At 36.3% G+C, this 24027-nt stretch carries 26 protein-coding genes; 8 read left to right on the top strand and 18 right to left on the bottom strand.

Translation table 11 applies throughout. The features are described from left to right. Nucleotides 1-55: 55 nt before the first annotated feature. From LAU42_RS04160 to LAU42_RS04135, 6 genes are all read right to left on the bottom strand, one after another. Nucleotides 56-334, bottom strand: a complete 279-nt coding sequence (locus tag LAU42_RS04160; protein ID WP_224184431.1) for a UPF0223 family protein — start codon at nt 332-334, stop codon at nt 56-58. A gap of 70 nt (nt 335-404) precedes the next feature. Next, nucleotides 405-1811 carry a dihydrolipoyl dehydrogenase gene (gene lpdA / locus LAU42_RS04155; protein WP_224184430.1) on the bottom strand — a complete coding sequence of 469 codons (1407 nt, stop codon included), beginning with the start codon at nt 1809-1811 and terminating at the stop codon, nt 405-407. 4 nt (nt 1812-1815) lie between these two features. Beyond that, nucleotides 1816-3102 (bottom strand): dihydrolipoamide acetyltransferase family protein, encoded by a 1287-nt coding sequence (locus LAU42_RS04150; protein WP_224184429.1) that lies wholly within the window; start codon nt 3100-3102, stop codon nt 1816-1818. Nucleotides 3103-3195: 93 nt separating this feature from the next. Further along, nucleotides 3196-4173, bottom strand: coding sequence for an alpha-ketoacid dehydrogenase subunit beta (locus LAU42_RS04145; protein WP_224184428.1), 978 nt, complete (start codon nt 4171-4173; stop codon nt 3196-3198). 3 nt (nt 4174-4176) lie between these two features. After that, on the bottom strand, nt 4177-5292 hold the full coding sequence (gene pdhA / locus LAU42_RS04140; RefSeq protein WP_224184427.1) for a pyruvate dehydrogenase (acetyl-transferring) E1 component subunit alpha: 1116 nt from the start codon (nt 5290-5292) through the stop codon (nt 4177-4179). A gap of 184 nt (nt 5293-5476) precedes the next feature. Continuing rightward, the gene (locus LAU42_RS04135) at nt 5477-6106 is read right to left on the bottom strand and encodes a YkyA family protein (protein ID WP_224184426.1); all 630 of its coding nucleotides are present in this window, start codon (nt 6104-6106) and stop codon (nt 5477-5479) included. Nucleotides 6107-6218: 112 nt separating this feature from the next. On the opposite strand from LAU42_RS04135, the gene def reads away from it, so the two are divergent. After that, entirely contained in the window at nt 6219-6773 is a 555-nt protein-coding gene (def, locus tag LAU42_RS04130; protein ID WP_224184425.1) for a peptide deformylase, read from the top strand. Between the two features lie 42 nt (nt 6774-6815). On the opposite strand, the gene LAU42_RS04125 is transcribed toward def, so the two are convergent. Next, nucleotides 6816-7076, bottom strand: a complete 261-nt coding sequence (locus LAU42_RS04125; protein ID WP_224184424.1) for a hypothetical protein — start codon at nt 7074-7076, stop codon at nt 6816-6818. Beyond that, nucleotides 7066-7857, bottom strand: a complete 792-nt coding sequence (locus LAU42_RS04120; protein WP_224184423.1) for a Cof-type HAD-IIB family hydrolase — start codon at nt 7855-7857, stop codon at nt 7066-7068. Before LAU42_RS04120 ends, LAU42_RS04125 begins: the two co-directional genes overlap by 11 nt. 210 nt (nt 7858-8067) lie before the next feature. Here LAU42_RS04120 and LAU42_RS04115 point away from each other — a divergent pair, with 210 nt between their 5' ends. Next, nucleotides 8068-8280: a DNA-dependent RNA polymerase subunit epsilon gene (locus LAU42_RS04115; protein WP_224184422.1), complete on the top strand. Its 213-nt coding sequence runs from the start codon at nt 8068-8070 to the stop codon at nt 8278-8280. Continuing rightward, on the top strand, nt 8280-9965 hold the full coding sequence (gene rnjA, locus LAU42_RS04110) for a ribonuclease J1 (RefSeq protein WP_224184421.1): 1686 nt from the start codon (nt 8280-8282) through the stop codon (nt 9963-9965). The genes LAU42_RS04115 and rnjA overlap by 1 nt, the downstream gene beginning before the upstream one ends. Nucleotides 9966-10159: 194 nt before the next feature. Here rnjA and LAU42_RS04105 read toward each other — a convergent pair whose 3' ends face one another. Then, nucleotides 10160-11122 carry a nuclease-related domain-containing protein gene (locus LAU42_RS04105; RefSeq protein ID WP_224184420.1) on the bottom strand — a complete coding sequence of 321 codons (963 nt, stop codon included), beginning with the start codon at nt 11120-11122 and terminating at the stop codon, nt 10160-10162. 214 nt (nt 11123-11336) lie between these two features. On the opposite strand from LAU42_RS04105, the gene LAU42_RS11925 reads away from it, so the two are divergent. Together LAU42_RS11925 and LAU42_RS11920 are read left to right on the top strand one after the other, a co-directional pair. Next, the gene (locus tag LAU42_RS11925) at nt 11337-11879 is read left to right on the top strand and encodes a helix-turn-helix domain-containing protein (protein WP_338147634.1); all 543 of its coding nucleotides are present in this window, start codon (nt 11337-11339) and stop codon (nt 11877-11879) included. Then, nucleotides 11834-12733, top strand: a complete 900-nt coding sequence (locus tag LAU42_RS11920; RefSeq protein WP_331463387.1) for an IS3 family transposase — start codon at nt 11834-11836, stop codon at nt 12731-12733. Before LAU42_RS11925 ends, LAU42_RS11920 begins: the two co-directional genes overlap by 46 nt. 112 nt (nt 12734-12845) lie before the next feature. On the opposite strand, the gene LAU42_RS04095 is transcribed toward LAU42_RS11920, so the two are convergent. The 3 genes from LAU42_RS04095 to LAU42_RS04085 are packed head-to-tail and all read right to left on the bottom strand — an operon-like array spanning nt 12846 to nt 15895. After that, a complete protein-coding gene (locus tag LAU42_RS04095; protein WP_224184418.1) occupies nt 12846-13508 on the bottom strand; it encodes a potassium channel family protein in 663 nt (220 codons plus the stop codon). A 15-nt stretch (nt 13509-13523) separates the two neighbouring features. Further along, nucleotides 13524-14543, bottom strand: a complete 1020-nt coding sequence (locus LAU42_RS04090) for a cytochrome d ubiquinol oxidase subunit II (RefSeq protein ID WP_224184417.1) — start codon at nt 14541-14543, stop codon at nt 13524-13526. Continuing rightward, nucleotides 14543-15895: a cytochrome ubiquinol oxidase subunit I gene (locus tag LAU42_RS04085; protein WP_224184416.1), complete on the bottom strand. Its 1353-nt coding sequence runs from the start codon at nt 15893-15895 to the stop codon at nt 14543-14545. Before LAU42_RS04085 ends, LAU42_RS04090 begins: the two co-directional genes overlap by 1 nt. A 142-nt stretch (nt 15896-16037) precedes the next feature. On the opposite strand from LAU42_RS04085, the gene LAU42_RS04080 reads away from it, so the two are divergent. Both LAU42_RS04080 and LAU42_RS04075 read left to right on the top strand, forming a co-directional pair. Further along, the gene (locus LAU42_RS04080) at nt 16038-16262 is read left to right on the top strand and encodes a glutaredoxin family protein (RefSeq protein WP_224185988.1); all 225 of its coding nucleotides are present in this window, start codon (nt 16038-16040) and stop codon (nt 16260-16262) included. Continuing rightward, a complete protein-coding gene (locus LAU42_RS04075) occupies nt 16255-17079 on the top strand; it encodes a metallophosphoesterase (protein ID WP_224184415.1) in 825 nt (274 codons plus the stop codon). Before LAU42_RS04080 ends, LAU42_RS04075 begins: the two co-directional genes overlap by 8 nt. A gap of 25 nt (nt 17080-17104) precedes the next feature. Here LAU42_RS04075 and ptsP read toward each other — a convergent pair whose 3' ends face one another. The 5 genes from ptsP to auxA form a co-directional block, all read right to left on the bottom strand. Continuing rightward, nucleotides 17105-18814, bottom strand: coding sequence for a phosphoenolpyruvate--protein phosphotransferase (gene ptsP / locus LAU42_RS04070; RefSeq protein WP_420908104.1), 1710 nt, complete (start codon nt 18812-18814; stop codon nt 17105-17107). Next, nucleotides 18814-19080, bottom strand: a complete 267-nt coding sequence (locus LAU42_RS04065) for a phosphocarrier protein HPr (protein WP_099482422.1) — start codon at nt 19078-19080, stop codon at nt 18814-18816. The genes ptsP and LAU42_RS04065 overlap by 1 nt, the downstream gene beginning before the upstream one ends. A 144-nt stretch (nt 19081-19224) precedes the next feature. Further along, complete coding sequence (locus tag LAU42_RS04060) at nt 19225-19758, bottom strand: DUF697 domain-containing protein (protein WP_224184414.1); 534 nt, start codon at nt 19756-19758, stop codon at nt 19225-19227. Nucleotides 19759-19812: 54 nt separating this feature from the next. Continuing rightward, nucleotides 19813-20979 carry a class I SAM-dependent rRNA methyltransferase gene (locus tag LAU42_RS04055; RefSeq protein WP_224184413.1) on the bottom strand — a complete coding sequence of 389 codons (1167 nt, stop codon included), beginning with the start codon at nt 20977-20979 and terminating at the stop codon, nt 19813-19815. A gap of 205 nt (nt 20980-21184) precedes the next feature. Beyond that, the gene (auxA, locus tag LAU42_RS04050) at nt 21185-22447 is read right to left on the bottom strand and encodes a lipoteichoic acid stability factor AuxA (protein WP_224184412.1); all 1263 of its coding nucleotides are present in this window, start codon (nt 22445-22447) and stop codon (nt 21185-21187) included. Nucleotides 22448-22585: 138 nt separating this feature from the next. Here auxA and LAU42_RS11840 point away from each other — a divergent pair, with 138 nt between their 5' ends. Then, on the top strand, nt 22586-22714 hold the full coding sequence (locus tag LAU42_RS11840; RefSeq protein ID WP_277601861.1) for a hypothetical protein: 129 nt from the start codon (nt 22586-22588) through the stop codon (nt 22712-22714). A gap of 74 nt (nt 22715-22788) precedes the next feature. Here LAU42_RS11840 and purD read toward each other — a convergent pair whose 3' ends face one another. Continuing rightward, nucleotides 22789-24024, bottom strand: a complete 1236-nt coding sequence (gene purD / locus LAU42_RS04045; protein WP_224184411.1) for a phosphoribosylamine--glycine ligase — start codon at nt 24022-24024, stop codon at nt 22789-22791. Nucleotides 24025-24027 lie beyond the last annotated feature (3 nt).

Below are 24027 nucleotides of genomic sequence, written 5' to 3'. Positions count from 1 at the left end.
AATAATATAACAAATGTATCAAAAATTTATATATATTACAATATCGTTATGTGAATTACTTCATACTGAATGACTTTTCATTGTTGTCCTTCGCCAGTTTCGCACGCTTTACAGCATGATAACCAGAATATGTTGATACTTCTTCAAATGACTTTAATATGCGGTTTTCATCTGACTTCATAGGCGCTACTTGCTTAAATGCACGATAAAGTGTTAAGAAATCATCAGTATTCACTTGTCGTTCATAAGCATCTTCTATTAAACTTAAAAAATTAACAACATCAATAATTTCTTCCTGTGTCCAGTCTGTATCTATTGGATAGCTATAGTTCATTTTTATTCCTCCATAAAAAAAGTACTATTCATATAATATGAATAGTACTTTGAAATTGTAAAATCAAAGATTACATTGTGTGAATTGGGCTACCCATTGCAACTTCAGCAGCTTCCATTGTCATTTCACCTAATGTTGGATGTGCATGAATTGTTAATGCGATATCTTCAGCAGTCATACCAGTTTCAATCGCTAAACCTAATTCCGCAATGATATCTGATGCACCAGCACCCGCAACTTGAGCACCGATTAATAATCCATCTTCTTTAAGCGTGATAAGTTTTAAGAAACCATCAGTCTCACCGATAGATAATGCACGGCCGTTAGCAGCGAATGGGAACTTAGAAGCTTTATAGTCTAAACCTTCTTCTTTTGCCATTGCTTCAGTATAACCAACTGTTGCTAATTCAGGCTCAGTGAAACATACTGCTGGGATTGCTAAGTAATCTACTTCAGATTTCTCACCAGAGATTGCTTCAGCTGCAATTTTACCTTCGTAAGATGCTTTATGTGCTAATGGTGGTCCAGCAACGATATCACCGATTGCGTAAATGTTCTCAACTGAAGTACGGCTTTGTGCGTCAACTTCAATTACACCACGGTCAGTCATCTTGATGCCTAAACCTTCTAAACCTAATTCATCCGTATTTGGACGACGTCCAACAGTTACTAAACAGTAATCTGCATCGATTGTATGTGTTTCGCCTTTAGCTTCGTATGTTACTTTAATACCGTTTTCTGATTCTTCAGCTGATTTCGCCATCGCTTCAGTAACGATTTCAACACCTTTAGCTTTAAGACCTTTTTTAACGACTTGTGTCATTTGTTTTTCGAATCCGCCTAAAATATCTTTAGCGCCTTCTAAAATTGTTACTTTAGAACCGAAGTTCGCATATGCAGTACCTAATTCAGATCCGATATAACCTCCACCAACAACAACTAAATGTTCCGGAACTTCAGTAAGTGCTAAAGCACCTGTTGAATCGATAACACGTTTGTTGAATTTGAAGTTAGGGATTTCGATTGGACGAGAACCAGTCGCGATAATCGCGTTTTTGAATGTATAAGTTTGTGATGCTTTTTCAGTCATAACTTTTAAGTTGTTTTGATCTACGAAGTAAGCTTCACCTTGAACGATTTCAACTTTGCGTCCTTTAAGTAAAGATCCAACCCCTCCAGTTAAACGTTCAACAACACCATTTTTGAATTCTTGAACTTTAGAGAAGTCTAAAGTTACGTTTTCAGCTTTAACACCGTATGCTTCAGAGTGTTTAGCTGTTTCGTATTTGTGAGAAGCTGAAAGCATTGCTTTTGAAGGAATACATCCAACGTTTAAACAAACGCCTCCTAAGTTTCCACGTTCTACGATTGTTACTTTTTGTCCTAATTGTGCTGCACGAATTGCTGCAACATATCCACCAGGACCTGCCCCAATTACTATAGTGTCTGTTTCAATAGGAAAATCTCCAACTACCATCTGTTTACCCCTCCATTAATAATAATTCTGGATTATTTAATAAGCGTTTAATATGGTTCATTGCATTTTGTCCAGTAGCGCCATCGATTTGACGGTGGTCGAAACTTAATGATAATGCAAGAACTGGTGCTGCAACAATTTCTCCATCTTTAACGATTGGTTTTTGTGCAATACGACCAATACCTAAAATTGCAACTTCAGGATGGTTAATAACTGGAGTGAACCATTGTCCACCAGCAGAACCGATATTACTTATTGTACATGATGCACCCTTCATTTCGCTAGGAGAAAGTTTTCCATCACGTGCTTTTACAGCTAATTCGTTAATTTCATCAGAAATTGCGAAAATTGATTTACGATCAGCATTTTTTACAACTGGTACTAATAAACCACGTTCAGTATCAGCTGCAATACCGATGTTGTAGTAATGTTTGTGTACGATTTCTTCAGTTGCATCATCTAATGAAGTATTTAAAGCAGGGTATGCTTTAAGTGCTGAAACTAACGCTTTTACAACGTATGGTAAGAATGTTAACTTCGTACCTTGTTCAGCTGCAACTTCTTTAAATTTCTTACGGTGATCCCATAATGCCTGAACTTCTACTTCATCCATTAATGTTACGTGTGGCGCAGTATGTTTAGAGTTAACCATTGCTTTAGCAATCGCACGACGCATTGCCGGAATTTTTTCGCGTGTTTCTGGGAAGTCCCCTTCTGGAGCTGCAATTGGTTGTGCTGCTTTTGGTGCTTCCTGTGCTTCAGCTTTAGGCGCTTCTGTTTGAGCTTCTGCTTGAGCTTGTCCGCCGTCCATATAAGCTAAAACGTCGTCTTTTAATACGCGACCGTTTTTACCAGTTCCTTGAACTGCTTTAATGTTAACACCTTTATCACGCGCTAATTTACGTACTGAAGGCATTGCGATAACGCGACGGTTTTCATCAACTGCTACGTCTGACGCTTTTTCTTCAGCTTTAGGTGCTGCTTCTTTTGTTTCTGTAGATTCTTCTTTTGGCTCTTCTTTCGCTTCAGAAGCGTCGTTTTGAGCGTGTGCATCGTCAGAATCTATTGTTACGATTACTTCACCTAAGTTCGCAACCGTACCTTCTTCAGCAACGATAGTATTAATTTTACCTGTTACTGGAGATGGGATTTCAACTACTGATTTATCACTTTGTACTTCTAATAAAATATCGTCTTCTTTTACTTCGTCGCCGGCCTTAACGAACCACTTAACAATTTCACCTTCAAAAATCCCTTCACCAAGGGCAGGTAATTTAAATTCAAATGCCACAATAAATTCCTCCTAAAGAATTAAGAATTAAAATAAATGAATGAAAAGTAACATCGTGATGTTACTTTTCATTTTACACGTTTTTGTTCTGGATTAGAATTCTAACGTCTTTTTCGCTACTTCGATAATATCGTCTTTGTTTGGTAACCAAACGTTTTCAGCTTGTGTAAATGGGTAAGCAGTATCAGGTGCAGATACACGTCCGATAGGTGCTTCTAAGCTTAAAATTGCACGCTCAGAAATTTCAGATACTACGTTCGCACCAACACCAGCTTGTTTTTGTGCTTCCTGTACAACGACAACACGGCCTGTTTTTTCAACTGAACCGATAATTGTATCGATGTCTAAAGGTTGTACTGTACGTAAGTCGATAACTTCTACTGAGTGACCGTCTTTTGCTAAAGCTTCTGCAGCTTTCATAGATTCCTGAACCATAGCACCGTAAGTGATGATTGATAAATCTGTACCTTCTTGTTTCACTGCTGCTTTACCGATTTCGATAGTGTACTCTTCTTCAGGTACTTCTTCACGGAATGAACGGTATAATTTCATATGCTCTAAGTAAACAACTGGGTCGTTGTCACGAATTGCTGAAATTAATAATCCTTTTGCATCATATGGGTTAGATGGAATAACAACTTTAACACCAGGTGTTTGCGTCATTAAACCTTCAAGGTTATCTGCGTGTAATTCAGGTGTATGTACACCACCACCGAATGGTGAACGAATAACTACAGGTGCAGTTTTCGTACCGCCTGAACGGAAGTATTGACGTGATAATTGTGCTGCGATTGAATCGAATACTTCGAATACGAAACCGAAGAACTGGATTTCCATAACTGGACGGAATCCTGTTAATGATAAACCTACAGCTAATCCACCGATACCAGACTCAGCAAGTGGTGTATCAAATACACGATCTTCACCGAATTCTTTTTGAAGTCCTTCAGTCGCACGGAATACCCCACCGTTGACACCAACGTCTTCTCCGAAAACTAATACGTTTTCGTCATTTTTAAGTTCTGTCTGAAGCGCATTTGTAATCGCTTGAATCATTGTCATTTGTGCCATGACTTATTTCGACTCCTTCTCTTTATAAATTTCCATTTGTTCCTTAATGTTTTGAGGAACGTTATCAGAGTACATAATTTCCATTAATTGCGTCACTGTTTGTTTCGGTGTCGCATCCGCTTCTTTAATTGCGTTTTTAATGTCCTCTTTCGCTTTTTCCATTACTTCGTTTTCTTTTTCTTCATTCCATAAGCCTTTCGCTTCTAAGAATTTACGGAAACGAACTAATGGGTCTTTTTTGATCCACTCTTCATCTTCATCTGAAGTTCTGTAACGTGTTGGGTCATCCCCAGCCATCGTATGTGGGCCGTAACGGTAAGTAATTGTTTCGATTAATGTTGGTCCTTCACCAGCTACTGCACGATCACGCGCTTCTTTAGTCGCTTGATATACTGCTAATGCATCCATACCGTCAACAACGATACCAGGAATACCTACTGCTACCGCTTTTTGTGCTAACGTTTTTGCAGCTGTCTGCTTGCTACGTGGTGTAGAGATTGCATAATTATTGTTTTGGATAACGAAAATTGCAGGTGCTTTAAATGCTGAAGCAAAGTTAATACCTTCATAGAAGTCACCTTGTGATGAACCACCGTCACCAGTATAAGTAATTGCTACTGCATCTTGTCCGCGTTTCTTAAGTCCTAAAGCAACACCTGCTGTTTGAACGTATTGTGCACCGATAATGATCTGAGGTGCTAATGCGTTCATACCTTCAGGCATTTGTGAACCAACGAAGTGTCCACGAGACCATAAGAATGCTTTCGTAAGTGGTAAACCGTGCCAGATTAATTGTGGAACGTCACGGTAACCCGGTAAGATGTAGTCTTGTTTTTCTAAAGCATAGTGAGAAGCTAATTGAGAAGCTTCCTGACCAGCTGTTGGCGCATAGAAACCTAAACGCCCTTGTCTGTTTAAAGAAATAGAACGTTGGTCTAATACACGTGTCCATACCATTCTTTCCATTAATTCAACTAACTGATCATCAGTTAAGTCAGGCATGAAGTCTTTATTCACTACATTACCGTCTAAATCTAATACTTGTACTACTTCAAATTTCGATTCGATCTCTTGTAGAGTCGAAACTGCATCGAATGGAGCTTGCTTTTTCGGAGCCATTCAATTCACCAAACCTTTCTAGTTTTTATACGTTACATGTTCATAATATCACAGAATTGTATTACTGTTAAAGGAAAAGTTTGTGACAATAAAAATAGCATGAAATCAATAGAATTTCATGCTGTGTTATAGTAAAAGGAATAACTGTTATATATCAAATTATGAAATATAAAACGGTTACACATTATTTACCATTTAAGATATCGGTAATTTTATTTTTTTGTTGATCAACAACGCGTAACATATTCGTATATGACGTTGTATCTTTCTGGAACTGTTCATATTTTTTTGTTACAGCTTTTATCTTTTTATTAACGGCTTTACCGTCTGGCTGTGGTTCCTTTAAATAATTGAAGACTTCTTTTTCAGTTTTTAATATATCTTTATAACTGTACATTAAATCATTATGCTTTTTATATTTATTATCATTTAATTTAATAAATTCTGTTACAGCTTTTTTCTGTGTTTTATCTTCAATAGCATTTGTTTTCGCTTTCGCTTTTTCATAAATATTCTGTGACTTATTCATCACTTTTATCTCTTCTTCAATTGCTTTACTTCTTTCTTCTGTATTTTTCAGAAGTTTATCTGCAGCTGCCTTAACTTCCTTAGGTGTTGCTTTATTTAATTTATTAAATATCTGAACTTTATCATTTTCCAGATTCTGAAGCTTTTTCCCAACATCCTGTACAGGTTGCTCAGCTTTAACTGATTTATCAATTTCTTTAGAGAAATTACCAAGCGCTTCAGTGTTATTACATGCTGCAAGGACTAGCGCGAGCATCCCTACTAAAAATAATTTTGCGATTTTCATTTTGTACCTCCCTAGCGTTATGGCTATATGTTATATCTTTTCAAATTCATTTTCAAACAATAGCACATATTATCATTATTTGATATATTTTATAAGAATAGGAGTGAATACAATGTTAACAATGAAAGATATTATTCGCGATGGACATAAAACATTGCGTGAAAAAGCACAGGAAGTAGAAATGCCGTTATCAGAAGAAAACAAGAAAATTATCGATGACATGCTTGAATTTCTGAAGATGAGCCAGGATGAAGTGTTAAGTAAGAAGTATCAATTACGCAGTGGTGTTGGAATTGCTGCACCACAGATCAATGTTAAAAAACGCATGCTTGTCATTCATTTTTATGATGATAAAAAAGAAGCTTATGTTACACATCAGCTGATCAACCCTAAAATTGTGAGCCATAGTATTGAAAAATCGTATTTGCCAACAGGTGAAGGTTGTTTAAGCGTAGATGAGAATATCCCTGGAATTGTTCATCGATACGCACGCATTACAGTAAAAGCATTTACGCCTGACGGCAGTGAAGTTAAACTTCGTCTGAGAGACTTTTCTGCAATCGTTGCCCAGCATGAAATCGATCATTTAAATGGTGTGATGTTCTATGATCATATCGATAAAAATGACCCGCTGAAAATTGAGCCGGGAGCAATCGCTGTCCAATAAAAATAAGCCAGAAACAGAAATCTGTTTTTGGCTTATTTTGTTTTAAATAAATTCATCATTTCTTATCGTATAATCAATACCTTTTTCTTTCAGCGCGAATGTAATATCATCCAGTTCGTCTGCCTTTAAAAACATCGGGTCTTTCGGTCTTGGTGCTGTATGAACGTCATCAGATTCAAACAGATCGTCATATAAAAACGTTGCTACGACATCTTCACCTCTTACATTAAACTCAATTGCTTTTAATTGTATATCGTCATTTTTAAGTTCTGCTATTATTTCCTGTGCGTGTCTATTCACCATGATGCTCCTTAATTAAGTTTAATTGTTGTACTGCATACATAATACCATCTTCATCTACATTTTTCGTAATAAAGTCCGCATGCGCTTTAAGTACATCGTGACCATTTCCCATTACGACACCTATCCCACTATCACGTATCATTTCAATATCGTTTAAGCCATCGCCAAATGCAACCGTATCTTTTATATCGAAATTTAAGGCCTCTGCAAGATGCTTAATACCGTTCATTTTAGAACCATTTTGAGGAACGACATCTCGACTCACCTCATGCCAGCGTATAAATTTAATATTGTCGTCCATACCATCGTATAATTCATCTTCATCTGACTGCTGGAAGAGTAATGCCTGATATATTTTATTATCGTTATAAAATGCAGAAACTTTTCTCGGGTGTTTCATATGCAGTGTACCGAGGCTTGTTTTTATATGTTCATGAAAGTCAATGTTTGCAACAAGATCATCATGTGTCAGAAATACGATTGGGTGATTGTGTTTAAATGCATGTTTTTCAAGTTGAATTAAACTATCTGTTTTTAGTGGGTTCTCATAAATAACTGCACCATTCGCATAAACATACTGACCATTGAATGATATAAAGTTTTCGATGCCTGTTTCTTCAAGTACAGGTTTTACCATAAATGGTGCACGTCCTGTCGCAATTGCAAGCATATGCCCTGCTTCCTTTAGCATAGTGAGCGCCTGCATCGTAGATTCCGGAATTTTCTTATCGTGGTCATAAAGCGTACCATCAATATCGAAAAATATTAATTTTTTATCCATGTTTATCCTCCACATATTGTTATATATATAACCTATCAGTTTTCAAACGATTTTCATATAAATATGATTATTCTTTTCATAAGGCTTTACACTTATATTCAAAATCATGTAATATAATAGTACTCATACATTTTTAATAATGTCTTGTACGGTTATTTAAGCCCTAGACTTCTAGGGCATTCTTTATGTAAATTATAGGAGGCTATTTATATGGCAATTTTTAAAGTATTTTATCAGGAAAATAAAGCAGAAGTTATCATTCGTGAAAACACACAAGTTAAATATTTTGACGCAGTAAGCGAAGAACAAGTAAGAAGATATTTAAGCGATCGTCCTTATAACATTGAATTCGTTCAGAAACTTGAAGGTGCACACCTTGAGTATGAACAACAAGCTGATAATTACAGCGTGGAGAAAATTTAATGAAACAATTACACAAAAATGAAGTAGGTGTATTCGCACTCGGTGGTATGGGTGAAATCGGTAAAAACACTTACGCAATTGAGTATCAAGATGAGATTATCGTCATTGATGCAGGTATTAAGTTCCCGGAGGACGAGTTACTTGGTATCGATTATGTCATCCCTGACTATACTTATCTTGTTGAAAACAAAGAACGTATTAAAGGTCTATTTATTACACACGGTCACGAAGACCATATAGGTGGTGTACCTTTCTTACTGAAACAGCTGAATGTTCCAATTTACGGTGGCCCTCTTGCGTTAGGACTTATTCGTAATAAATTAGAAGAACATGGTTTACTGCGCACAGCAAGTTTGAACCCGATTACTGAAGACAGTATTTTTGAATTTAAACATCTGAAAGTATCGTTCTACTTAACGACGCACTCAATTCCTGAAGCATATGGTGTTATCGTTGATACACCTGAAGGTAAAATCGTGCATACTGGTGACTTTAAGTTCGATTTCACACCTGTTGGCGAACCGGCTAATATCGCAAAGATGGCACGTCTCGGTGAAGAAGGCGTACTTTGTTTATTATCGGACTCGACGAACGCTGAAGTACCGAACTTTACGATTAGTGAGCGTGAAGTTGGTCAGAACGTTGAACAAATTTTCCGTAAATGTACAGGTCGTATAATTTTCGCGACATTTGCTTCAAACATTTACCGTGTACAGCAGGCAATTGAAGCAGCTGTAAAATTCGACCGTAAAATCGTAATTTTTGGTCGCTCAATGGAAAACAATATTAAAATTGGTACGGAACTTGGTTATATTAAAGTGCCACCAGAAACATTTATCGAAGCAAACAAAATTAATACAGTTCCGAAACATAAACTATTAATATTATGTACAGGTTCTCAAGGTGAACCGATGGCGGCATTATCCCGAATTGCAAACGGCACACACCGTCAGATTTCAATCATTCCGGATGATACTGTCATCTTCAGTTCATCACCAATTCCAGGAAACACGTTAAGCGTAAACCGTACAATCAACGCATTATATAAAGCGGGTGCTGATGTTATTCATGGTAAATTATCAAATATCCATACATCAGGGCATGGTTCTCAGGAAGAACAAAAATTAATGCTTCGTTTAATGAAGCCTAAGTTCTTTATGCCAATACACGGTGAATACCGTATGCAGAGCCTGCATGGACAACTCGGTGTAGATTGCGGTGTAAATCCGGATAATGTATTCATCCACGAAAATGGTGACGTACTCGCATTAACACGTGATAGTGCAAGACATGCCGGACGCATACAAGCCGGAAATGTCCTTGTAGATGGAAGCGGAATCGGAGATATCGGTAACGTTGTCATTAAAGACCGTAAAATGCTGTCGGAGGAAGGTTTAGTCATCGTCGTAGTAAGTGTAGACTTTAAAACGAATCAATTACTGAGCGGACCGGATATCATCTCACGTGGATTTGTCTATATGCGTGAATCAGGTCATATGATTTATGAAGCAAGTCGCTTACTTAAAAAACGCGTTATCGAAAAGTTAAACTCTGGTGAAGAGCTTGAATGGCATCATATTAAGAATGCCATTACAGAAACGTTATCACCATATTTATACGAAAAAACGAAACGTAAACCGATGATCTTACCGATGATTATGGACGTTAACAAAGATAAGAAATAAAATGAAGCAATCTCCTGCTCTGGAGATTGCTTTTTTTGATTAAGTGCGCGTGTATGTACCAGATTACTGCTTATTCTGGTACTTACATGTCGGAATTTACTACATGAGCTTGAGAAAGTACCAGAATATCGTTTATTCTGGTACTTCCTCAACGAAAAATACGTTTATCCAATAAGAAAGTCCCAGATTATGAATTATTCTGGTACTTTCTTATTGTTATTTCGTTTTACTTCATATTTTAAACATGATTCTTTCACGAATAAATTATTCGACTTATTAATGACATATACTCTACTCTTTGTACTACCTTCTTTTTCAGAATATGCGTTTAAAACTCGTTGTACTGTCGATCTGCCGATTCCTGTATATTCCATAACTTCAGCACATTTAACGCTTGAATTTTTCAGAATAGTTATCGCATCGAATGCAATACGGACAGCTTCTGCCTTACTCACTTTATGCCCACATGTACACGTTATTTTTTTCTCAAGTTTCTCAAACTTCCGTAAAAATTGTTTACATTTCGGACATTTAATACCTTTACGCATCGTATGATAATTATAATAATGAATACGTTCGTTACTATCCGTTACGCTGTAGCTTTTTATAAGTTCTGCATCCCGAATCGCTTCAGGGGACGGCTGCTGTACGAGGGATGATGTAATCCTTTCTAAATCTCTATGAAACAGTACACGACGATGCCCTCCGAAACCACTAAGTTTAAAGTGTTCATTAATAAATATAATAAAACTCTCAACACGATAATTTAAACGATGTGCTTTACAGAAGTTTTTTAATATTATATCCGCACGTAATAACTGATCTATTGGGTCTTTTATTACATTGCCATCATCTTTCACAAAATTATTATCGACGACATGATAGTTGCCATAGAAGTTTTTAATATCAAAATGCAGTAAATAACCATTGTGAATAATCAAAAAATCATACTGTACTTCTCCAGCTGTTTCAAACCGTACATTCCACAATTTCACACCGCCAAGTGATTTTACTCTATTGTAAAACATTAATTCACCAGAATAGCCCATTTCAAAATTACTCAGTTTACGTCTGTCATATTTATTAAGCTTTACACGATGTTTCACTTCTAATAAATAACGTTCATAATCACTGAATTCATATGTTGAAATAAACATAAATCACCTCAATATAAATATACACCGCTTTTAGATTAATTTACAAATCACAACAAACAGATTAAGACATATTCCTCTATCTTCTTTCGATTAAAAGACGAAACGGCGTAACAAAAGTGGCCTCTATAACAAAAACCGAACAAAAACTATAAATCAAAGGGCTGTAGTGCACCCCAAAAGTTAGACTTAAAATCTAACTTTTGGGGTGTTTTATTTGGCTAAATATGATTTGGAATTCAAGCTGAAAATCGTAATTGAATATATTAATGGCACAGGTGGATTCAGTGTTGTTGGTAAGCGTAATGGTATAAGTCGCTCTATGGTTAGAGATTGGTATAGAGCATATAGTGCCTTCGGCATTGAAGGGTTAGAAAGAAAAAGAAGTAAGAAGAAATACAGTTTAGAGGATAAGATTGTTATACTGAGATGGATGAAAGAGAATAATGCTTCATTAAGTATTACTTCAACCAAATTCCGTATTAATAATCCATCTCTTATATCTTCTTGGGTGAATGCTTATAATAAGCATGGTATTGATGGATTGTCTGAAAAGAAGAAAGGAAGTCCATCTATGAAGAAGAAAAAAATTAATAATAGTAATAGTGACTATGTGAAAAAAATTGAACATGAAAATGAACTTTTAAGAGCTGAACTTGCCTATATAAAAAAGTTGAAAGCTTCAGGGATAAGTATACCGAACCGACTGCTAAAATCGAATCAAGAGTCATTAAAGAGCTCCGAAAAGATTTCAAATTAAACATTGTCCTTGAAGCACTGAAATTCCCAAAATCTACATATATGTATTGGCAGAAGCAGTTTGATAAAGAAAATAAGGATCAGAAAATAGAAAATCAAATAAAGGAAATTTTTGAGGAAAACGCCATGAATTATGGCTACAGAAGGATTACAGGTGAACTTAGAAATAGAGGATATATTATTAATCACAAGAAAGTTCAGAGAATCATGAGTAAATTGAATTTAAAATCAATCTCATTTACTAGAAAAAATAGAAAATATTCATCCTACAAAGGAAAAATTGGCCGTATCGCTGATAATTTGGTTAACCGTAGGTTTGATACAAATATTCCCTATCAGAAAATAACTACAGATACATCAGAGTTTAAATACCATTATCTTAATGAAAATGGTTTAATTTGTACTGGGAAGCTTTATCTTGACCCATTTATGGATTTGTTTAATAGAGAAATTATCTCATATAGTATATCCAAAAAGCCAAATGCAGAAGGTATTATGTCAGCACTTACAAAAGCTGTGGCATTAACAGATGCATGTGAGTTTAGAAGAACTTTTCATAGCGATCAAGGTTGGGCTTATCAGATGAAAAAATATAGGCAAAAGCTTAAAGATAATAAAATATTTCAGAGTATGTCCCGTAAGGGAAATTGTCTGGATAACTCGCCGATGGAGAGCTTTTTCAGTATTTTAAAACAGGAAATATTCTACGGAAAAGTTTATGAAAGTTATGAACAACTTGAAGCAGCAATTGAAAATTATATATGGTATTACAACAATAAGCGAATTAAATCAAAATTAGAATGGAAGAGCCCGATAGGGTTCAGAGAAAGTAGACTAAATGTAAAAATTGCATAAAAAAATGGAATGGATTTCTCCATTCCAAATAGTCTAACTTTTAGGGTTCACTACAAAGAGCGATTTATTAGTTTTGCTCGGTTTTGCTTGTGGCAGTTACAGACTCTTGCTATTATTCTTTCATTATTTTTTTCTCAAAGCGGTTCAGATCGTTGTCATGCCCGATCATTATTAATATATCGCCATGTTCAATATCAACCGTTGGATCCGGTGATACGATAATTTCTTTACCGCGTTTTACAGCAATAATGTTAATACCATAGTTCGCACGTATATCAAGCTCTAAAATCGTACGTCCCTGCAATGCTTCTCCGGCACGAATCTCAACGATTGAATGTTCATCTGATAACTCTAGATAATCCAGTACTGACGAACTTGCTAAGTTATGTGCAATACGGCGTCCCATATCTCGTTCCGGATGCACGACTGTATCCGCTCCGATTTTATTCAATACTTTCGCATGATAGTCATTTTGTGCTTTAGCTGTTACTTTCTTAACACCTAAATCCTTTAATATTAATGTTGTCAGTATGCTCGCCTGAATATTATCACCTATCGCTACAATTACGTGATCAAAGTTACGAATGCCTAAACTTTTCAGTACATTTTCATCTGTTGTATCCGCAATAACAGCGTGCGTTGCGATATCAGCATATTCATTTACACGTGCTTCATCTGAGTCAATCGCCATAACGTCTATATCTAATTCATTTAATTCTTTTACGATACTTCCACCGAATCGACCAAGACCGATGACAACGAATTCTTTTTCCATTTAAACTACCCCTTGTTATTTCTTTTTCCCTTTGACATAATCTGCATCAAAGATAAATAATCTTAATAATAAATATAAAGAAGGGATAAGTAAAAGTAAACCTAAAATAAACACAATGACTAAATAAAATGCCATCGTTTCATTCACGACTGCTTTATCCATGTTCACATACGGATATAAAATGTAAGGTAATTTACTAATACCATATCCGTAAAATGCTGTAGCGAACTGCAGCACGACAAAGACAAATGCAATATCGAGTGATTTCTCGAAGTAATACAGTGCCAGTGCAATTAAGAAAAATATGATACTTAATCCAAACAGCCACCAGTAGTTACCCACTGCTGTATTAAAGTGCTGTTCATTTTGCTGTCGTAAACTTAAAAATGTAAACTGACAAATGATTAACATTGGCAATGCCCAAATTAAATACCATTTTCTTAAAATTGTATATGCCTGCATATCTTTCGCGCGCTTTGCATAAACAGTTAAAAATGCTGCAGAAATAAAGAGCACCGATATAATACATAAAAATACGACGCTCCATGAAAACGGGCTCATCAGTAATTCTAACCAGTCCAGCTCTACCCCTTTTTTCGTCTCATGAATAAAGCCGCCTTCAGAAATTGTTAATACTGTTGAGAATGCAGCCGGAATTAATAAACCGCTAATACCGTACAATGCGACCCATGCGAGTTTAGAATCTTTACCGTACGTTTCAAATGCATAGAAACTCCCACGAATCGTTAGTAGCAGTAATGCGATACTGACAGGAATTAATAACGTCGTACCAAAATAGTATGCAGTATCCGGGAAGAACCCGACAATTCCTACGAAGAAGAACACAAGGAAAACGTTCGTCACTTCCCATACAGGGTTTAAATAACGTTTAATGACGTCACGCAGCGCATTTTCCTGTCGCGTAACTTTCGCGTATAAAATAAAGAATCCTGCGCCGAAATCAATCGATCCTAATATGATATAACCGAACAGGAATGTCCAAAGTACAAGTATACCAATATGTTGATAGTCCATTATGCTCTACCCCCATTATATGTCTTTTCATACAGTTCGATATCACTTGATGCTGACTTATCCTTGAACATGCGAATAAGTACGTAGCTACAGCTGAACGCAAGTATTAAGTACAGTATACCGAATGCGACAAGTACCAGACTGACACCTTCAGCATGCGTCACACCTTGCGCTACTTTCATGTATCCTCTCAGCAACCATGGCTGACGTCCCATTTCAGCTAAGAACCATCCAAATTCAATCGCTAACATACATAGTGGTCCAGTAAGGGCTGTCATATACAGCATAAAGTTATTCGTGCTTGCACTTTTACGTACTTTTCTTAAAATGACATACAAAACGCTAACTGCAAATGCAAACATTCCGAAGAACACCATTAAGTCAAAGAAATAATGAACGATAAGTGGTGGCTGTTCATCTTTAGGGAATTCGTTCAGTCCCTTTACTTCTGTATTAAAGCTATTATCAGCTAAAAAGCTTAATACGCCCGGAATTTTTAATGCACCTTTTACTTCCTGCGTTTTTTCGTCAAGCACACCGAAAAGTACTAAATCTGCATTCTTTTCAGTTTCAAAGTGCCATTCCATCGCTGCTAATTTCTCAGGTTGCTCTTGATGTAAAAATTTCGCTGATAAATCTCCTGCAAGAATCGTCAGTAAACTGAATACGAGACCGATAATCATCGCCATATGCAATGCTGATTTATGATAATCACGGTCTTCACTGAATCTATCTTTCAGTAACTTTACAGCTGCCACACTCGCGACACAGAATGCAATCGTCATACCACCAGTTGTAATAACGTGGAATGAACGCACGATAAATGATGGGTTAAACATCGCTGCAATCGGATCAATATTAACGAGCACACCGTTTTTCACTTCAAATCCTTGTGGTGTATTCATAAATGAGTTCACACTCGTAATAAACAGTGCACTTAAAGTTGAACCGATAATAATCGGAATATTAAGCGCCCAGTGAATCCATTTGTTTTTAAAGCGATCCCATGTGTACAAATAAATACTTAAAAATATTGCTTCAAAGAAAAACGCAAATGTTTCCATAAATAAAGGCAATGCAATGACCTGACCACCAAGCTTCATAAACGATGGCCATAAAAGTGACAGCTGCAGACCGATTATTGTTCCAGTTACAACACCGACTGCAACTGTAATCGTGAACGCTTTCGCCATACGTCTGGCAAGCGCGATATACTTCATATTACCTGTCTTAATTCCGATACCTTCTGCAATCATAATCATAAGTGGCATTCCAACACCAATGGTTGCGAAAATAATATGAAATCCTAATGTCATCGCAGTTAATATTCTACTCATAACGAGTCCGTCCATTAATATAATCCTCCTTTTGTGATAATACTCACATAATTATAATTGTATATTACAATTTCCTTTTTTAAAAGTAATTGAACCGCTTAATTATGACAAATCTGTGTTATAATCTTCTCATTATGATGATTAAAGGAGTATTCAGATGAACATAGAAATTTATACGCAGGATGATTGTCCACCGTGCACATTTATAAAACAATATTTCACAAATAAAGGTTATGTATTTATCGAGAAAAATATTAAGCATATGCCATATAAGATTGAAATGATTGATTATAACGCGATGAGTACCCCACTGATTAAAATAGATGACACGCTATTTTATCAGCCGGATATCGAGAAGATTGAAGCGTATCTCAATGCTTAAACATTTAATGTATTCATTTATTGACCGTTTCGGGGAAAGCCTTATCCCATATGTACGAAATCCATTACACAAGTTAACAATTAATACAGTTAAACTTAACGGCTTAAAAGAACACCATGACACACCACTTAAAATCGTCCATATCTCTGATTTGCATATCGGTTTTCAGTTCAGTTACGATGATTTAATCCAAGTGATTCAAGAAGTAAATGACTTGAAACCACATATCGTCTGTATTACTGGAGATATGTTCGATAATCTCGACCGTTTTAAAGAAAATTCAGCGCGCTATATTCCATTACTAAAAACAATACGTGCTAAACATAAATTTTTCGTGTATGGCAATCACGATCAGCGTGCACATCGTACACACGATCTAGAGCGAATGATGCATCATGCAGAAATCGAAGTGTTAAACAATTACGGTAAATATATTCACTTTGATGATGAAGCAATTTATATATGCGGTACGGACGATATTATTAATAGTGGTGGTAATATAAAGCAGATGCTTAGAAATAAAGATAACTCCGCATATACGATTGCACTCGTTCACGAACCTGATTTCGCAAGATTCACGAAACGATTCGACATCGATCTGCAGTTATCAGGCCATTCTCACGGCGGACAAATTCGACTGCCAATTATCGGCGCTCCGATCAGACCGATGCTCGGCAGGAAATATTATAGCGGATTATATACGTTAAAGTATAAACGCCGAAAAATGAAACTGTATACATCAAATGGACTTGGGACGACACATTTTCCATTCCGAATCGGTGCCAGACCAGAAATAACATTATTTGAAATAAAATAAAAAGAGCAGCGTACGCTGCTCTTTTTTATAGGTAAGCTTCTACAAGCTTCACAACTTCTTCTTGTGTTGCACAGTTTAATGCCTGTTCAGCAACTTTAGCCATTTCTGGTTGGCTTAAGTTTTTAATTTGACGACGTGCTTTTAAGATGCTTGTCGCACTCATACTGAATTCATCAAGGCCTAAACCTAATAATAATGGAATCGCAGTCGTATCTCCTGCCATTTCTCCACACATACCAGTCCATTTACCTTCTTTATGACTCGCATCAATAACTTGTTTCACAAGTCTTAAAATTGCTGGATTATATGGCTGGTATAGATAAGAAACGCGTTCGCTCATACGGTCTGCTGCCATCGTATACTGAATCAGGTCGTTCGTTCCGATACTGAAGAAGTCAACTTCTTTCGCAAAAATATCAGCCATCGCTGCAGTAGATGGAATTTCCACCATAATACCAAGTTCGATATCATCTGCAACTTTCACTTTATCTGCAAGTAACTGTTGTTTCTCTTCTTCTAAGATTGCTTTTGCATCACGGAATTCGTTAATCGTAGCAATCATCGGGAACATAATGCTTAATTTACCGTAGCTTGATGCACGTAATAATGCACGGAGCTGTGTTCTGAATATATCCTGCTGATCAAGACATAAACGAATTGCACGGTAACCTAAGAATGGGTTCATCTCTTTCGGTAAGTTTAAATATGGTAACTCTTTATCGCCACCGATATCTAAAGTACGTACAACAACACGTTTACCGTCCATCTCAGATAATACTTTCTTATAAGCTTCAAACTGTTCATCTTCAGTTGGCATCGCATCGCGACCCATGTATAAAAACTCAGTACGGTATAAACCGATACCTTCAGCACCATTGTTTTTAACACCATCTAAATCATTCGGTGTACCAATGTTTGCTGCAAGTTCTACATGAACGCCTTCTTTCGTTACAGTCTTATCACTCACAAGCTGTTTAAGTTCTTCTTTTTCCTGTAAGAATTCAGCTTGACGCGCTTTATAACCTGTAATTGTCAATTCATCAGGATTTACAATCACTTCTCCAGATAAACCATCAACGATAACAAAGTCACCTTGCTGTACTGATTCCGTTACATTTTTAGTTCCTACGACTGCAGGAATTTCTAATGAACGACTCATAATTGCTGAGTGACTCGTACGACCACCGATATTTGTCGCAAATCCTTGAACGAACTTCTTGTTCAATTGTGCTGTATCTGATGGCGTTAAATCTTCAGCGATGATAACAACAGGCTCATCGATCAATGTCGGATTCGGTAAAGCAACACCTAAAATATGTGAAAGTACACGCTTCGATACGTCTTTAATATCTGCTGCACGTTCTCTCATATACTCATTATCCATCGATTCAAAGATGTTTACGAAGTTTGTAGAAACTTCTGATAAACTCGCTGCTGCGTTCATCTTATTGTTACGAATATTCTCTTCAATCGGGTTTATAAGTTCCGGATCTTCTAATACTAATAAATGTGCATCAAAGATTGCTGCTTTATCAGCTCCAAGCGCAACTTCTGCATTATTACGAATTTGTGTTAATTCAACTTTAGATTGGTTCACTGCAGCTTTAAATTTCTCAACTTCAGCGTCAACATCTGATACTGTATCATTCGAAAATGATAAATCAGGTTCAATCAAAAGGTATGCTTTTGCAATTGCGATGCCATCTGATGCACCAATACCTTTTAAAGTCGTCATTATTTGCTTAAGCCTTCTTTTACTAAAACTTCGCTAATTGCATCGATTGCTTCTTTCTCATCGCTACCTTCAGCGTAAATTGTAATTTCAGCGTCTTTACCAACACCTAAACTCATAACACCCATGATTGATTTTAAGTTTACTTTTTTCGCGTTATATTCTAACTGAATGTCAGATTCAAATTTGCTAGCTGTTTGAACTAACATTGTTGCTGGACGTGCGTGAATTCCTGTTTCATCGATAATTACGTAAGATTTTTGTTCCATAATAATAGTCTCCTTTAGGCTGCATTATGCATTAGTTTAATATATAAACACTTGTCTATACGTTTTCAATATACCAAAATTTTTTTGTAAACTCAACGATTTGATACGTTTTATAGCGAAATTGTGCAAATGTTCACAAAATGTTTACACCATTAATTCTCGTGCAACACGTTCACATTTCTCAATATGTTTCTCACCGAGCTTCTTCATCATATAATAACTGATTGTACCGCTCACTGCCTGTCCGAATACAGGTACCCATTTCGATTGCTTTAATGCTTCACGACGAAGCATCATTTTGAATACGACCGCTACAAATCCTTTCGTTACTTTCTTACCGATAAAGTCACTTCCTGACTTCGCAGCTGAGAATACAATCTTCTGTTTAATGTCATCTGTATAACCACTTACTTGTTTATGACTTAAACCGTATTCTTTATTAATATTCTCGATAATATCTGTCATTAACTTTAAATCTGCAGTTACATCAAGCCCTGGAATTGGTACAACTGCTGCAGCTGATGACATTAACGATTTATTATGCAGCATGCTTTCTGCGCGTTTACGACGTTCGATCAAGTCCGCTTCAGTTTGTGGCAGACTGTTAATAACCTGCTTTTTATCTTCTTTCGTCAATTGTTTTGACGCCATATCAATTGCTTTATCTAATAAACTCATAGTTATTGCCTCCTGTTGAATTATATACACATGTATTCCCAAATTTTTAACGCATTAACCGTTAATTTTTACGAAAACGACTTTTAAATATTTTGAAGCTTTATATTTATCTGTCGTTCTGAAGTCTTTCGGCAGTCCCATAATTTGAGTAATTTCATAGTCGGCTTTATCTTTCAATGTATCTTCTATCATCGCTCTGAACTGTTTTAATGAAACGTTTGATGCGTTCGTCGATAATACAAGATATCCACCGTAATTCACAAGTGGTAACGCCTCTGTCACAAGTTCATGATAATGATCTTTCACGGTAAACACTTTCTTCTTATGGCGTGAAAAGCTTGGTGGATCGATAACGATAATATCAAATGTTTTCAGATGACGTGCAAAATAAGCTAATGCATCAAATGCATCCATCGTTATAAATGTCTGATCTTCTAAATTCATCTCGTTTAACGCAAAGTTCTGCTCCATTAATTCTATCGAACGCTTCGCAATATCTACATTCGTCGTTTTATAGCCATTTGTACCGACTGCAACTGAAAAGCCACCCGAATACGCAAATAAATTCAGCATATCTTTATGTTTCGTGTCCATCTGCTGTAATTTTTTACGCACATCGCGCTGATCTAAAAACAATCCAGTCATTGCCCCGTCCGTTAAATCAATCATATAATGCAGATTGTTTTCCTTAATAATAATCGGAAACTCAGCCTCATTGTCACTGACGACATTCGTCGGCACATTTTTATCATATCTAAGTTTCTCATATATCGTTTTATAATCGAAAACTGCTTTAATCGCTTCAATGATATCCGTTTTGTAATGATAGATACCTTTTGAGTACCATGTAATAAGCAGATGACCATCATAATGATCAATCGTAAAGCCACCAAGGCCATCCCCTTCGCCATTATACAAACGAAAAGCATTCGTTTCACTACTGTTAAATAATGACGTACGCTCCTCTTTTGCATTTTCAAACAAATCGATGAAGTATGATGCATCAATAAATTGTATATAAGCATCACTTACTTTCCATCCAAGTCCTTTATTCTGATGCCCTGCATAAAATGTGCCGATAAGGTCACCATTTTCAAGCTTAACCGTAAACAATTCCCCTTCATCAATTTTGTCCGACTGCAGTACATCGTCTTTTTCCAGCAATAAATAACCATGTGTAAACTTCTGCTGTTTGCTGCGTTTTACAGTTACGTTTTTCATATCGTTCTCCTTAATTTTTAATACTATAACTATAACACATAAATGCATACACAAAAAAATAGACACCTCTAAGAAGTGTCTATTTTACGCTCAATATTTGATTCACGGAAATTTCCCCATCCCCATGGTAACGTTTCCAAAATAATTATATCGTGAAAACGGGGGATACACAATAGAATTTCACAAATTTAACGCTATGAAATTATTAATATTTACGACGTATGTGAAATGCATACAGTGGTAAGATGATTAAAATTAATAATATCAGTATCGGAGGGATAAATAACGATAAGTTGATCCCTTTAAATATCATTAGATAAAAACTAACAAGCACTTTAATCAATAAAAAAGATATCGTAAATAATTGACCGATATAACCTTTCGATTTATAGAAAATCATTATCGTAAAATAAATATAAAGTATGATAATGACGAGTAATCCGAATAAATTAATCCATTCATAAAAGTACTGCATTTTAACGACATTGAACTTTGTTGCACTGAATAATATATTTCTGTTGTTCAGCTCAATTGCGGTAATTAAAAAGAGTAAACTACTCAGCACCATCTCTATATGAAAGATGCGTAACCATTTCGGTAATCTGAACCACGATGGAATGTCATCTTCATTTAATTTAATAAGATTTGATAGTGAAAATTTCTTCAGGAAATATACGATCTTTTCATCAAGTTTAAGCGACTCTTCTGAAAGTTTATTAATTGTCATATTCGTATTCTCTCGTAACAGACGACTTACTTTAGAGTCACGGCGTTTCTCAGTACGCTTCATCTCAGTATTCGGTTTCATTAACGTACGTTTTAAGAACACATAATTCACTAAACAAAGTGTAGCGAGCACCGTTAATATAATAAAGAAAAAGTTAATTGTCATTACATCAAGTGGTGTAACTTTTCTTTTGTCAAGATTATCATATACAGCGAGCTGCGTTAGGAAATACGCAAGTGCATAAATAAAAATCAGTACGTTCAGGTGCAGCTTTCTAAAATTGTCATTCAGTCGTTTGCGGTTTAATGTATAATACACGACGCTTACGAATAAAAATAAATACAGCAGCGCAAAGAAACCATACATTTCGAAAATTAATATAGAAGTAACGATGTATAATAAACTACTGAACAGTAAATAAAACTGCGCGATTGTTCGATCAAAAAGCGTCGTCACCTTTAACTTGCGTGAAACATAGAAAAACGCGAAACCAATCACGATAAACAGCACACCGAACAAGAGCGTAAATTGATGAATGTAATGACTCAGCAACTTAATCAGCTCAAACGCATATATATTTACAAAATCAAAGAAACTGTACATATGCATCTTATTAATATTCACATCTTCAAAGCGCGCAATTTGTTTATAGTTCACGATTACAAATATGCCGAGTGTGATATGCATTACAGCAAGTATATACCCGATGAGTATTTCAAAATGCTTTTTTATCCAGTTCATAATTCCACCTCACTGTTCATTATAATTTGTTTCGTTATAAATGTCTTATTATTTCAGAAAAATCATGCTTAAGACGTAGTGTTTATCGCACGAAATTTCGGGTAATGTATACTATACACGTTTAAGGAGGTCATCTATATGACAGACAAATATGAAACATTAAAACAAAACGCAGAAGAAGCGAAGGAACAATCAGAACAAAAACAAGAAGAAGTAAAAGAAGGCGTGGAGCAAACGAAAGAAGACGTTCAGAAAACGTTTGAATAAAGAAGCTGGAACAAAAGTGTTCCGCCGTTTCGTCTGTTAATCGAAAGAAGATCGAGACATATGTCTCGATCTTTTTATTTTATACCTTTATTACCGATGTCCGTGCGGTAGAATAAACCGTCACTCTTAATTTTCTTAACATTTTCGTAAGCCGCTTGCTGCGCCGATAATAAATCATCACCTTCACCGAATGCTAGCATTACACGACCACCATTTGTTACCCATGTGTCACCGTCACGTTTTAATGCGCTGACGATGTAGTCATCCTGAAAATCATACCCTTCAACAAGAGCCCCTTTTTCGTAACTGCCTGGATACCCTTTAGATGCAAGTACTACACCACAGATTGACTTATTGTGCCAAACTAAATCGAGTTCCTTCTTATTGCGCGCAACTTCAATTAAGTCTACTAAGTCTGTCTCAAGACGTCTCAATAAAACCTGTGCTTCCGGATCACCGAAACGCGCATTAAATTCAATTACTTTCGGTCCTTCTGACGTTAAAATCGCGCCGACATAGAGCACACCGAAGTAATTTAATCCTTCTTCGTGCATCGCACGCACTGTCGGATAAACAATCGTTTCATAAGTTGTATTCAGTACATCGTCTGAAATGTGGCTTACAGGACAATATGCACCCATACCACCTGTATTTGGCCCTTCATCACCATCGAATGCACGTTTATGATCTTGTGCTATCGTATCAAAAGGAATACAGAAGTCATCGTTAACGATAACCATCAGCGAATATTCTTCACCTTCTAAATATTCTTCAAAGACAACTTTTGCACCTTCTTCCGCGTAAAAGTCATTGATTGCGTCAACCGCCATTTCGCGATCCATCGCAACGACAACCCCTTTACCAGCTGCAAGACCGTCGTACTTAATTACGATTGGTGTCCCTTTTTCATCCAGATACTTCATCGCATCTTCTTTATTATCAATCGTTTCATAACGTGCCGTCGGAATGTCATACTTCTTCATTAATGCTTTCGCGAAGTCTTTAGAGCCTTCCATCTGTGCAGCTTGACGGTTCGGTCCGAATACTTCGATACCCGCTTCTTTTAATGCGTCACTTAAACCATCAATTAACGGTTGTTCCGGTCCAACGACTACGAGCGATACATTTTTTTCTTGTGCGAACTGCACAATTTGTACGTGATCATCCTCAGCAATATCTACTAAAGTCGCTTCACGTGCCATCGCGTCATTACCTTTAATGACGAATACTTCAGACACGCGAGGTGACTGTACCAGCTTACGTACAAGTGCATGTTCACGACCGCCACTTCCAATAACTAATACATTCATTCG

This window comes from Macrococcus armenti, assembly GCF_020097135.1.
GTDB classification, from domain to species: Bacteria; Bacillota; Bacilli; order Staphylococcales; family Staphylococcaceae; genus Macrococcoides; species Macrococcoides armenti.
Note: the sequence above shows the minus strand (reverse complement) of the source record. Positions and strands in the feature narration are given on the sequence as shown.